Raw genomic sequence first — 12,015 nt, 5'->3', positions numbered from 1 at the left:
CCCCCACAGTGGACTTTCACCACCTAGTTAATTACCATGCACGGCACACAAACAAAAGTCCCGACAAATTGCCGGGACTTTTAAAAATAAATATATTCATTTTAATTATGCTTCATCAATCTTAGACTTGTCTTTCTTTAATAAATCAGCAACAATTGGTGTTGCAATACAAACTGAAGAATATGTACCCACAATAATACCAATCATCAAGGCAAATACAAACCCTTTAATTGCACCACCATCAAATAAGAAGATAGTTAACAATACAATAAATGTAGATAAAGAGGTATTGATTGTACGTCCTAAAGTTGAATTGATTGCACTGTTAATAATTTCATTCTGTTCCTTTCTGCGGTACTTTTTCAAGAATTCTCTAATTCTATCAAATACGACCACGGTATCGTTAATCGAATAACCAACAACGGTCAATATTGCAGCAATGAAAGCTTGATCTACTTCCATATCGAAAGGAAGAACTCCGTGCAATAAAGCAAATAACCCAAGAACGATAGTAACATCGTGCGCCATTGCTATAATAGCACCTAAACCATATTGCCATTTACCGAATCTAATCAGGATATAAACAAATATGATGATCAAAGAAAGAATAATTGCAATTGTTGAAGATCTTTGTAATTCTTCAGAAATAGATGGTGAAACAGAACGACTATTCTCAATTGTAGCCACACCATATTCACTTTCTACTGTGCTCAAAGCAGCTAATAAATCCTCTCTTACTGTTGCTTCCGAATTAGGTACATTTTGTAAATAATCAGTAGCAATTTCAACTCGATAATCTGAATTTCTAATTTTAACTTCTACAGAAGCTTTAGATTCATCAGTAATTAAAGCATTTCTAAGCACATCTGTTAAGCCTTCAACATCTTGACCAACTGGCTTATCAAAAACAGTTTCATAAGTTCTACCCCCAGCAAATTCAACTGAAGGTTTCAATCCACGTGTTGAAATAGCGATGATACCACCCAAAACAACTATTGCAGAGATTATATAAAATTTCTTGCGATTTTTTATAAACTTTAAATTGATTTTAGTAAATGAATTCTTAGTTAATGGTGTGGAGAAAGCGAATCCTTTGTTTTTTGAAACTTGCGATTCAAAAATCAACCTTGTAATTACTACTGCTGCAAAAACAGAAGTAAAGATACCAATGATTAAAGTTGTTGCGAAACTCTCAATTGGTCCTGTACCAAAAGTCTTTAGCACAATTGCAACTAATAAAGTAGTCACGTTTGCATCTATAATAGAAGAAAGTGCATTTCCGTAACCATCTTTAATGGCCAATTTCATTCCCTTCCCTTCTCTAATTTCTTCACGAACACGCTCGAATATAAGAACGTTCGCATCCACAGACATACCAATCGTTAGTACAATACCTGCAATACCTGCTAAAGTTAACACAGCTCCAAAAGCGGCTAAGAAACCAACAATTAAAACAATGTTCATTACTAATGCAATATCAGCAACTAGACCAGCACGACCATAATAGAAGACCATATAAATAAGAACAAGTGCTAAAGCAAAAGCAAAAGATATTAAACCTGAACGAGAATTTTCTTCTCCAATTGTTGGTCCGACAACAGCTTCATCGACAATAACACACGGTGCGGGTAATGCACCTGCATTAAGTAAATTGGTTAAATTTTGCGCTTCTGCAACTGTGAAATCACCAGAAATCAATGTTTGTCCGCCAGTAATAGGTCCGTTTATTACGGGTGCACTATATACTTTCTCGTCCATGGTAATCGCAATAAAATTACCTACATTTTCTGAAGTCATCTTTGCCCATTCTTCAGCACCTCTATCACTCATATCAATACTCACGCCCCTTCCAGATTGATTTGGATCAATTGACAAACGTGCATTTTCAATGTCCGTCCCACCTACTCTAGCTTTTAAGTCTTCTGGAATTTTTAAAGCATATAAGGTATAATATAATGTATCTTGAATACCGAAATCTTCATTTTTTGCACCCCAAACGAACTTTACATTCTCCATCATAAGCTCTTCTGTCTTCTCGGCTAAAATTTCATTAACTTTAGAAGTATCACTGGCTTTAGAGAATCCTAAACGTGGACTATCCATAAATCGATTGTCTTGATCTAAATTAACTTGGAACATTCTTCCAAAAGAAGAAAGTTGGAATGATGTATCTGCATCTGAAGCTTCCTCTTCCATGGCTAACTCCTCTTCTAAACTTATGCTAGATGTATCTGCTTCTTCAGCTAAAGTAGTGTCAATATCAGTTTCTTCCTCCTCATCGCTAAATAAGTCTTCTAATTCATCGTCACTTACTTCATCGGATTTTTCAATAAGTAATTCATTAAAGAAACCACCTAATTCTTGACCTTTAAATGCTAGGTAGAACTCTAGGTTTGCAGTACTTTGCAAACGTTGACGAACAGTAGCTTGATCTTTTACACCAGGTAGTTCAATATATAGACGGTTAACGTTATTATCTTTTGTAATATTTGGCTGAGCAACCCCAAATTGATTAATACGATTCTCCATAATTGTTTCAACACCATCTAACGCTCCATCAGATAGGCTTCTCAAATATGCTTTTGTCTCTTCGTCTGTTGCCTTATTAGAAATTTTAGACACAACATCCTCAGTAGAAAATTCTCTAATCAATAAACGATCTGGATACATTTCTTGGTGCTTAGCAACAAAAAGATCTATAAAATCTCCTCCTTCAGAATTATACGTTTCCAATGCGCTTTCGTATGGTTTAACAAAATGTAAATCCCTTGGATTCAAAGCTGCGTTTTTCACAAGATCAGACATTGAAAGCTCAAGAGTAACTGACATTCCCCCCTCTAAATCTAGTCCTAAAGAAACACTTTTGTTTTTTACATCGCTAAATGTATTCCCTAGAAAAACCTCTTCGTCGTTTTTTTCTTTCAAAAGTTCGTTGATGTATGCTGCTTTCGCTAAAGCATACGCTTCTCTGTCTGTTTCAAAATTCACATAAGTTCCGTTAGGTAACTTTACCGAATCTCCCTCAGCACTGGCTTTAAGCTCTTCTACTTTCTCAATAGCTCTCTGCTCCGCTTCATTTTCAATATTGCTTCCTATGAAGGAAAATGAGATTTGATATATACTTACTACCAAAAGCAAGATGGTGAAAAACCAAAAAAATCCTTTATTACGCATAGTTAAAGTGTCGTTTATTATTTAATAGCTGGCAAATATAGAATTATCATTTATTAAACACAACCTAAAGTTAAGTTGATATTCATTTTTTTTTGACATTTCAAAAATTTCGTCGTGTTATTTTTGCATTGGTCGAAGCAAAAACCCCAATTATACATGTTCTTAAATAGAGTTTAGTTTATGGTTAAAAATATACTTTAATTATATTATTTTTGCACGTGACTTCATTGGAGTCGTTCAATACTTTAATAAAAACAATATGAAAAAACAGACAATCGCATTTTTATTCTTATTTACCATTCTGTTCTCTGGTGCTGCTAAAGCTGATGAGGGAATGTGGCTACCTTTTTTATTAGGTAGAAATTATGAAGATATGAAAAAACATGGGTTAAATTTAACCCAAGAAGAAATTTACAGCATTAATAATTCCTCCATTAAAGACGCCATTGTATCTTTTGGTGGATTTTGTACTGCTGAAGTAATCTCACAAAAAGGTTTATTGCTCACCAATCATCACTGTGGTTACGATGCTATTGCAGAAGCTTCAACTGAAGAGAACAACCACTTAGATAATGGGTTTTGGGCAAAATCACTAGACCAAGAGATTGCAATTCCAGGATTAACCGCCACTTTTGTAATATCTATTGCCGACGTTACAGAACAAATCACAAACAATCTTACTCCTGAGATGACGGAGGAAGAGCGCGCTATTAAAATTAAAGAGATCTCTGCAGACTTAACAGCAGAGGCTGTTGGTGAATCTGGACATAAAGCATTTGTTCGTGACTTTTTTGAAGGTAATGAATTTTATTTGTTTGTAACGGAAACCTACCAAGATGTGCGCTTAGCTGGTACGCCTCCAGAATCTATTGGGAAATTTGGTCATGATTCTGATAACTGGATGTACCCAAGACACACGGGTGACTTTTCACTATTCAGAATTTACGCAGGAAAGGACAACTCACCTGCTCCGTTCAGCAAAGAAAACAAACCATACAACCCCAAACATTCTCTCCCTGTTTCAATTAAAGGTTATGAAAAAGGAGATTTTGCAATGGTTTTTGGATTCCCTGGATCTACTGATCGCTATTTATCTTCATTTGGTGTGGAGCAAGCCGTAAATTTAGAACAACCAAAACGTGTTGAAATTAGAAAGGCGAAACTTGACATCATGAAGAAATACATGAAAGAAAGTACATCTGTTAGACTTAATTATGCCTCTAAACATGCACAAGTTGCCAATTACTGGAAGTATTTCATCGGTCAATCTGAACAATTGAAAAACAATAAAGTTGCAGATAAAAAGCGTAAATTAGAAGCTAGGTTCACAGCATTTGCTGAAAAGAATCCTGAGTATAAGAATGTTTTAAATACAATAGAAAAAACGTATAAAATTAAGGAAAAGAGTGTTTATTTTGATGTCTATCAAAGTGAATTTATCTACTCCGTTGATTTAAACCTTAATGTTTTTCGCTTTTCGTTTATAGAAGAGTACGAGGAGCAAGGAATGGGAATGATGGCCTATGCTAGTTTCAAAGAAAGAATGATGGATTTTTATGAAACAGCGAATTTAGATTTGGAATTTGAAACGGTTGCTACTGTTTTGAAAATGTATTACAATGACATTCCCAAAGATATGCTTCCTGAAGCAATAAGAGTAGCTGGAGAAAAAGGAAAGCTTGATAAACTCGTGGAAAAGGCACGAAAAAAGTCACTTTTTGCTTCTCAAAAGAAGTTTGAAAAATTCGATAAACTAGTAAAGAAATCAGGGGAAAAATCAAAAGGATTTCCAATTGATAAATTAAAGAAAGACCCTTTCTTCCAGTTGGTCGTTTCCATAAATGATGCTTACACAAAAATTACGGAAAAAGAAGAATATGTAAAAGCAATGAACGACATTAAGCGCGCAAACCGATTATTTGTAAAAGGTTACAGAGAAATGGACAAAGACAAAACGTTCTATCCTAATGCCAATAGTACTTTACGTTTGACATATGGTTCAATTTTACCCTACTCACCAAAAGAAGGTGTCGAATACGATATTTACACAACATTGGAAGAAGGTTTGAAAAAAGAAGATCCTGATAATCCCGAATTTCATGTTTCGGATAAATTAAAAGAGTTGCATAAGAACAAAGATTACGGTCGTTATGCCAATGAAAAAGGAGAAATGGTAGTGAATTTCATTAGTAACAATGATATCACTGGCGGTAACTCTGGCTCTCCAGTTTTAAATGCTGATGGACACCTCATCGGAACAGCATTCGATGGTAACTGGGAAGCTATGTCTGGAGATATTTTCTTTGAAAAAGATATTCAACGTACGATTTCATGTGATATAAGATACGTGTTATTCGTTATTGAAAAATACGGTGAAGCACACAACTTAATCGAGGAAATGGAGATTGTAGAATAGGGATATAATAATTAGGAATTACGAATGATTTAATTACGAATTACGAATGATTTAATTAGGAATTACGAATGATTTAATTACGAATTACGAATTGTCACATTCGTAATTCGTAATTCGTAATTTCTATCCTAACTCGTAATTTCCTTTACCACTCATTCTCTTTACCAGTCCTCTCATTCTCTTCTTCAATCAGCTGTTTCCAATTATCCGTTCCGTCTTCAGAATCTTCTAATATGGCTTTGTAATCTTGTTTTGTTAAATCAAAAACAGCGATTTCGGTTCCATTGTAAGCTTCAATTGCGGAAAGTAAAATCTTTTCATCTTCGCTACAAAATGAAATGGCCACGCCTTTTTCTTTTCCACGACCTGTACGACCAACTCTGTGCGTATAATTCTCTGGTTCTTCAGGTAAATCGTAATTAATTACCGCGCCAATGCCTGGAATATCAATTCCTCGGGCTGCAACATCTGTTGCGATCAAGACGGACACTTCATTGTTTTTAAATTGATTTAGGACTTTAAATCGGTCTTCTTGCTCTACATCTCCGTGAATAGTTACGGCTTGAATGTTGACACGTTCCATGGCTTTTTTGACACGTTCTGCTCTTACTTTTGTTCGCACAAATACCATGATTTTTAAATCATCATTTTCTTTAATGATGTTCTCCAAAAAGAAACGCTTGTCATCCATTTCAACGAAAGTCACCGCATGTTCGATGTTTTTAGCCACAGGATCTTTCGGAGAGATTTGAATACGAATGGCATTTCGTACCAAGTTATAGGCAATTTTCTTAATTTTCTTATCAATCGTTGCCGAAAAGAACAAAGTCTGACGTTTTTGAGGAATATGACGCATCAAGTCCTCTATGTCTTTAATAAAACCTAAGTCCAGCATATGATCTGCCTCATCGAGAACAAGCGTTTGCAAGCGGTCAACCTTTAAAACTCCTTGAGAAATTAAATCAAACATTCTTCCAGGAGTAGAAATCACTACATCCACCCCATTGTCTAGGTCTTCTATTTGATCATCTTGCGAAACACCTCCCATTAAGGAGCGAGAACGAACTTGAACGCCCTTCCCTACTTCAATAAAAACTTGTTCAACTTGTTCAGCCAACTCTCGTGTTGGTACCATAACCAAGGCACGAACATAATGCTCATCTTTCTTCTCAAGCTGATTATGAATTTGATTTAAAATAGGAATCACAAAACTGGCTGTTTTTCCAGTTCCTGTTTGTGCAATAGCTAAAACATCCTCTCCATTGAGAATCGGTTGAATGGCTTTAAACTGAATATCTGTAGGTCTTGACCAACCTAAATTCTTGATTTCAGTCTTTATTACTTTTGCTATTTTATAATCTTCAAATTTCATGGTGTAAAATTACGGTTTATAGTTGGGATTGGGATTAGATGATAATAATAATTACCCATGCGCTGTATTGGAACGCGGATGACGCGGATGCAAGCAGCGCGGATTATAACGGATTTAAAAAAAACAGCAAAAATCAGCGTTCGTAGATCCGCGTCATCTGCGTTCCATCACTCCCAAAAAAAATAACGCAGAACCTAAGTCCCACGCTATCCTAAAAATATAAATCCTCTTTCCTACTGATCCAGCAAGTAAGCAAACACCAACGGCGCTACAATCGTTGCATCCGATTCAATAATGAATTTCGGAGTATCGATGCTCAATTTCCCCCAAGTAATTTTTTCATTTGGAACTGCTCCAGAATAGGAACCATAACTAGTTGTTGAATCTGAAATCTGACAGAAATAACTCCAGAATGGTGTGTCTTCACGTTCTAAATCTTGCGCTAACATGGGTACAACACAGATTGGAAAATCTCCTGAAATTCCTCCACCGATTTGGAAGAAACCAATTCCTTCCTCTCCAGCGTTGTTTGTGTAGTAATCTGCCAACCACATCATGTACTCAATTCCTGACTTCATCGTGGAAGCTTTCAATTCTCCTTTAATACAATATGAAGCGAAAATATTTCCTAAGGTTGAATCTTCCCAACCTGGGACAACAATCGGTAGGTTTTTCTCCGCTGCTGCAAGCATCCAAGAGTTTTTAGGGTCAATTTCATAGTATTGCTCTAAAACTCCTGAGTTAATCAATTTATACAAAAATTCATGCGGAAACATACGTTCTCCTTTATCTTCTGCATCTTTCCATACTTTGAAGACATGATCTTGCAAACGACGGAACGCTTCCTCTTCAGGAATACATGTATCAGTTACACGATTCAAGTGATTCTCCAATAAATCCCACTCGTCTTGTGGTGTCAAATCACGGTAATTTGGAATACGCTTATAACTTTTATGCGCAACCAAATTCATTAAATCTTCCTCCAAGTTTGCACCTGTTGTTGAAATCATATGAATTTTGTCTTGACGAATCATTTCTGCCAAAGAAATCCCTAATTCGGCCGTACTCATCGCACCAGCAAGTGAAACCAACATTTTCTTTCCTTCGTCAAGGTGTTTTTCGTATCCTTTCGCAGCATCTACAAGTGCTGCAGCGTTAAAATGTCTGTAATTGTATTCAATAAATTCTCTAACTTTTCCCATTATGAATTAAATTTATAAGTTAATATTTTATATAATAATTTTGCTGCCATGAAATCTGGCGCTGGAACTCCTTCTACTGGAGCCAATTCAACAATATCAAAACCAACTAAGGTTTTTTCTTCTACTACTCTTCTCACCAAAGTAATTACGTCGTACCAATACAATCCGCCTGGCTCTGGTGTCCCTGTGGATGGCATAATTGAAGGGTCAAAAACATCCAAATCAATTGTCAAATACACTTCTTCACCTAATTGATTAATTACCTCATCCATCCAGCTTGAAGATGAATTAATGCGGTACATATCAAAGAAGTTGTCTTCGTTTACGAATGGTAATTCTACTGAATCCATACTGCGAATTCCAACTTGAACTAAATTCGTGTTTTTTGAAGCTGCATGCATTGCACAAGCATGATTACAGGCCGAACCGTGAAAGTCTGGACGCAAATCTGAGTGCGCATCCAACTGTAAAACAGAAAGATTCTCGTATTTCTTTTTGAATGAACGAATCGCTCCAATTGAAATCGAATGTTCACCTCCAAAAAGACTTACAAATTTCCCTGTCTCTAAATATTTATCAGTAGTTTTTTCTACTGCGTCGCACATTAATTCTGGTGATTTGTCCTCTTTAACTGCTGGAGCAACGAAAATTCCTTTTTCATACACCTCAGAATTTGTTTCAATGTCGTACAATTCCATATTTTCTGAAGCGTCCATTAAAGCTTCAAATCCTTTGTCGGCACCTTTCCCGTAGGTTGAAGTTCCGTCATAAGGTACAGGGATAATTACTACCGCTGCGTTTTCTAATTTCCCTAATTCTTCTGGGATTCCGGCAAATGTTCTCATTAGTATCCTAAAATTTTAAGCATTTCTTCACTTGTTTGCTGTGGAGCAAATAGTTCATCTACTAATTCTCCGTTTTCATCATGACTCAATAAAATGTGTTTTGGACTTGGAATCAAACAGTGCTTAATTCCTCCATATCCTGAAATTGATTCTTGATACGCTCCACAATTAAAAAAACCTACATGCATTGGTTTCTTTTTATTCCAAACTGGCAAATAAATTGCATTGACGTGTTGTTCTGAGTTATAATAATCATCGCTATCGCATGTTAAACCACCTAAAAACACCCGTTCATATTTTTCATTCCATCGGTTAATTGGCAGCATAATAAAACGCTTGTTAATTGCCCATGAATCTGGAAGAGTTGTCATGAAAGAGCTATTAATCATGTTCCATTTCTCTCTATCGTTCTGTTTCTTTTGGTCGAGAATAGTATACACCATTCCCCCTGCTTCTGCTACTGTGAAAGAGCCAAACTCTGTAAAAATATCTGGGTGAATTGCTCCTACGTGGTCTGCCGACATTTTTATTTGTCCTATAATTTCATCCACTAAATATTCATAATCAAAATCAAATGCCAAAGAGTTTTTCACAGGGAATCCACCACCTACATTTAAGTAAGTAATATCTGCATCATTCTTAATCAAATTCTCATAAACACTTAAGAATTTATGCAATTCATTCCAATAATATGCATTGTCTCGAATTCCAGTATTTACAAAGAAATGAAGCATTGACAGTTTAAATTTCTTGTGGTCTTTTAGTTTCCAGTTATAAAACGATACCACATCTTTATATCCAATTCCTAAACGAGAAGTATAGAACTCGAACTTTGGATCTTCCTCTGAGGCGATACGAATACCGATTTCCAGTTTTTGGTCAATTTGTTCATCTAGAATATCAAATTCTTGGAAGTTATCAATTACAGGAATCACTTTCGTAAAGCCCAATTCCAATAATTCTTTGATTTTCTTAATATAAACTTCTGTCTTATATCCGTTGCACAAAACATAAGTGTCTTTATCTAGCTTTCCTTTTTTGTGTAAAGCAATTAAAATATCGATATCAAAAGCTGAACTCGTTTCAATATTGGTTTTGTGCTTTGTACACTCTTCCAACACGAAGTTAAAGTGTGAACTTTTCGTACAGTAACAGTATTCATATTTTCCTTTGTAATCTTGCTTCTTCATACTTGAATGAAACCAATTACGACAACGTTCAATCTGCTTTCCAATTACAGGAAGATAAGTAAAACGAAAAGGAGTTCCATACTTTTCAATCAACGCATTCATGTCAATTCCTCTGTAGGACAATTCACCATTTTCAACACTAAACTCCTCTTGAGGAAAGTCAAATGTTTGTTCTATTAAATCTTGATATTTGTTTTTCATTTTTTATTTCAAAAAAAAAAATTGGTTAAAAAAATCTCACCTAATTAAAAGATTAAATCGCTGCAAATTTGCCCTAAAAAAGTGATATAAAATACTATTAAATAAAAATTAGTATATTTTACTGTTTATGAGTATATTTGAAGTTAAAACAACTAAACATGGATAATATTGATCAAAGAATCCTTGAAATTCTCCAAACGGACTGTTTAAAAACGGCAAAAGAAATGGCATCTGAGCTCTCTTTAACCACCACTCCGATCTATGAAAGGATAAAAAAGCTGGAAAAAGCAGGATATATAAAAGAATATGTCGCTTTATTAGATGCAGATTTACTTGGAAAATCGATTGTTGTTTTCCTCAACCTAACTGTAAAGGACCATCACGCCTCCAAACGAACAGAATTTGTTCAACAAATGGAGTCTTTAGCTTCAATCACTGAATTTTACCACATCTCTGGTTCTTATGATTTCTTGGCCAAGGCTAGGTTTTCAAATATTAAGGAATACCGTGACTTTTTAGTGAATGACGTGGCCTCGATTTCTAACATTAGTGATATTGAATCTCAGATTGTGTTGGAGGAGTTGAAGTATTCTACTCGAGTGGTTATTTAGGTTTTTATCGTAGAAGTTTTTACCGCAGAGGTTCGCAGAGGTTTTTATCGCAGCGGTTCGCGGAGGTTTTTACCGCAGAGGACGTGGAGAGTTCGTGGAGATTGCAAGAGGTTTATCGTAGAAGGTTTTACCGCAGAGGTTCGCGGAGATTTTTACCGCAGAGATTTGCGGAGGTTTTTATCGCAGAGGTTCACGGAGATAGCGGAGGTTTAAAAAAAACAAAGGTTGTGGAGTTTATTCTGTGGATATTCAAATTCTTTGGGAGTCTTCAAATCTCTGCACCCCTTTGCGAAAGCTTTGCGTCCTCTGCGGTTAACATCCACTTCGGTTAAAATTGTTAAAGCTATCTTTCTCCTCAATGCACTTCTTAAACTCATATATTTCATTATCTTAATTTAAAGTCGACCGTTTTAAAATCTAAATATCAACCTTAATCACCATAAATTATGTCAGAAAATGAAATAGCAACCAAAGTAATTGGATGTGCAATTGAAGTTCATCGAGCGTTAGGTCCAGGATTACTAGAAAGCACCTATCAACAATGCTTATTTTATAAGTTAAAAAAGGAAGGATTACGAGTAGTAAAAGAAAAACCCATCCCGTTAATCTTTGAAGAAGTACAACTCGAATGTGGTTACAGAATCGATTTATTAGTAGAGAACAAAGTAGTAATTGAGTTAAAAAGCGTTGATGCTTTACATGATCTCCACATGGCGCAAACAATCACTTATTTAAAACTGGGAAATTATAAACTGGGGTTATTGATTAATTTTAATGTGCTTTTACTAAAAAAAGGAATTCGGCGGATTGTGAATAAGCTGTAGTTCAAATGCAGAAATAGTTTTTTCTACCGTAGAGGTTTTTATCGAAGAGTTTCGCGGAGGTTTCGTGGAGATTGCAAGAGGTTTATCGTAGAAATTTTTACCGCAGAGGTTCGCGGAGATTTTTACCGCAGAGGTTTGCGGAGGTTTTTATCGCAGAGGACGTGGAGATTTCGTGGAGAT

8 protein-coding genes are annotated in these 12,015 nt (G+C 35.6%); 3 read left to right on the top strand and 5 right to left on the bottom strand.

From position 1 onward, the window contains the following. Nucleotides 1-105: 105 nt before the first annotated feature. On the bottom strand, nucleotides 106-3,174 hold the full coding sequence (gene secD, locus CW751_RS12420) for a protein translocase subunit SecD (protein ID WP_101335347.1): 3,069 nt from the start codon (nucleotides 3,172-3,174) through the stop codon (nucleotides 106-108). A gap of 259 nt (nucleotides 3,175-3,433) precedes the next feature. Here secD and CW751_RS12415 point away from each other — a divergent pair, with 259 nt between their 5' ends. Then, entirely contained in the window at nucleotides 3,434-5,590 is a 2,157-nt protein-coding gene (locus tag CW751_RS12415) for a S46 family peptidase (RefSeq protein ID WP_101335346.1), read from the top strand. A 145-nt stretch (nucleotides 5,591-5,735) separates the two neighbouring features. On the opposite strand, the gene CW751_RS12410 is transcribed toward CW751_RS12415, so the two are convergent. The 4 genes from CW751_RS12410 to CW751_RS12395 form a co-directional block, all read right to left on the bottom strand. Further along, nucleotides 5,736-6,962: a DEAD/DEAH box helicase gene (locus tag CW751_RS12410; protein WP_101335345.1), complete on the bottom strand. Its 1,227-nt coding sequence runs from the start codon at nucleotides 6,960-6,962 to the stop codon at nucleotides 5,736-5,738. A 233-nt stretch (nucleotides 6,963-7,195) separates the two neighbouring features. Then, nucleotides 7,196-8,164 (bottom strand): deoxyhypusine synthase family protein, encoded by a 969-nt coding sequence (locus CW751_RS12405; RefSeq protein WP_101335344.1) that lies wholly within the window; start codon nucleotides 8,162-8,164, stop codon nucleotides 7,196-7,198. After that, complete coding sequence (gene speB / locus CW751_RS12400; protein WP_101335343.1) at nucleotides 8,164-9,009, bottom strand: agmatinase; 846 nt, start codon at nucleotides 9,007-9,009, stop codon at nucleotides 8,164-8,166. The genes CW751_RS12405 and speB overlap by 1 nt, the downstream gene beginning before the upstream one ends. Beyond that, nucleotides 9,009-10,400 carry a type III PLP-dependent enzyme domain-containing protein gene (locus tag CW751_RS12395; protein ID WP_101335342.1) on the bottom strand — a complete coding sequence of 464 codons (1,392 nt, stop codon included), beginning with the start codon at nucleotides 10,398-10,400 and terminating at the stop codon, nucleotides 9,009-9,011. The genes speB and CW751_RS12395 overlap by 1 nt, the downstream gene beginning before the upstream one ends. Nucleotides 10,401-10,558: 158 nt before the next feature. Between CW751_RS12395 and CW751_RS12390 the strand changes: the two genes are divergently transcribed. Together CW751_RS12390 and CW751_RS12385 are read left to right on the top strand one after the other, a co-directional pair. Beyond that, nucleotides 10,559-11,011: an Lrp/AsnC family transcriptional regulator gene (locus CW751_RS12390; RefSeq protein WP_101335341.1), complete on the top strand. Its 453-nt coding sequence runs from the start codon at nucleotides 10,559-10,561 to the stop codon at nucleotides 11,009-11,011. A 446-nt stretch (nucleotides 11,012-11,457) separates the two neighbouring features. Beyond that, on the top strand, nucleotides 11,458-11,835 hold the full coding sequence (locus CW751_RS12385) for a GxxExxY protein (RefSeq protein ID WP_101335340.1): 378 nt from the start codon (nucleotides 11,458-11,460) through the stop codon (nucleotides 11,833-11,835). The last annotated feature ends 180 nt before the right edge of the window (nucleotides 11,836-12,015 follow it).

It is taken from the genome of Brumimicrobium salinarum (genome assembly GCF_002844555.1).
Lineage (GTDB): Bacteria > Bacteroidota > Bacteroidia > Flavobacteriales_D > Crocinitomicaceae > Brumimicrobium > Brumimicrobium salinarum.
The sequence above is the reverse complement of the archived record's forward strand: the minus strand, read 5'-3'. Positions and strand labels throughout refer to the sequence as shown.

Excerpts from the sequence above, each read along its gene's own strand:
- CW751_RS12405 (WP_101335344.1), bottom strand. The coding sequence starts at position 8,164 with ATGGGAAAAGTTAGAGAATTTATTGAATACAATTACAGACATTTTAAC.
- speB (WP_101335343.1), bottom strand. The coding sequence starts at position 9,009 with ATGAGAACATTTGCCGGAATCCCAGAAGAATTAGGGAAATTAGAAAAC.
- CW751_RS12385 (WP_101335340.1), top strand. The coding sequence starts at position 11,458 with ATGTCAGAAAATGAAATAGCAACCAAAGTAATTGGATGTGCAATTGAA.
- CW751_RS12390 (WP_101335341.1), top strand. The coding sequence starts at position 10,559 with ATGGATAATATTGATCAAAGAATCCTTGAAATTCTCCAAACGGACTGT.
- secD (WP_101335347.1), bottom strand. The coding sequence starts at position 3,174 with ATGCGTAATAAAGGATTTTTTTGGTTTTTCACCATCTTGCTTTTGGTA.
- CW751_RS12410 (WP_101335345.1), bottom strand. The coding sequence starts at position 6,962 with ATGAAATTTGAAGATTATAAAATAGCAAAAGTAATAAAGACTGAAATC.
- CW751_RS12395 (WP_101335342.1), bottom strand. The coding sequence starts at position 10,400 with ATGAAAAACAAATATCAAGATTTAATAGAACAAACATTTGACTTTCCT.
- CW751_RS12415 (WP_101335346.1), top strand. The coding sequence starts at position 3,434 with ATGAAAAAACAGACAATCGCATTTTTATTCTTATTTACCATTCTGTTC.